The sequence below is a fragment of the Actinomyces sp. S6-Spd3 genome (genome assembly GCF_000758755.1).
In the GTDB taxonomy this organism is placed as follows: Bacteria; Actinomycetota; Actinomycetes; order Actinomycetales; family Actinomycetaceae; genus Pauljensenia.
This window is the reverse complement of sequence record NZ_JRMV01000039.1, coordinates 1-581: the sequence shown is the minus strand read 5'-3', so window position 1 is coordinate 581 and position 581 is coordinate 1. Positions and strand designations below refer to the sequence as shown.

General features: G+C 59.2%; 1 protein-coding gene. It reads right to left on the bottom strand.

Annotation, left to right across the window (positions count from 1 at the left end; genetic code table 11):
• Positions 1-567: ABC transporter ATP-binding protein (locus tag HMPREF1627_RS00270; protein ID WP_034499858.1), on the bottom strand; the 567-nt coding region annotated here is incomplete at its 3' end.
• Positions 568-581 lie beyond the last annotated feature (14 nt).

Genomic DNA, 581 nt, shown 5'->3' with positions numbered 1-581 from the left:
AAGGGCCGAGGTCGGCTCATCCGCGATGAGTAGCTCGGGACGAGCGGCCAGGCCGATAGCGATGAGGGCGCGTTGGCGCATGCCGCCAGAGAACTCGTGCGGATACTGTTTCGCAACGCGTTCGGTGTCGGGCAACCCGGCTTCAGCGAGGAGGTCATTGACTCGCTGGTGCATTTGCGAGCCTTTAACCACGTTGTTGGCTTTGAGGGCTTCGCGAACTTGGAAGCCGATTTTCCAAACGGGGTTGAGGTTCGACATGGGGTCTTGCGGAACAAGGCCGATGTGGCGTCCGCGAATGCGTTCCATCTCTTTACGGCTCTTAGTGGTGAGTTCTTCACCGCGGAATTTGATGGAGCCGCCCACGATCTTGCCGCTGCCGGGCAGGAGGTTGATGATGGCATGCGCGGTAGTGGATTTACCGGAGCCTGATTCTCCTACGATGGCAACGGACTGGCCGGGGTAGATGGTGAGGTTGGCTTTCCGCACTGCGGGGACCATGCCCGTGGAAGATTGGAAGGCGACCTCGAGGTCTTTGATTTCGAGCAGGGGCTCGACGTCAGTGTTCATCTCGTTTGCCACTT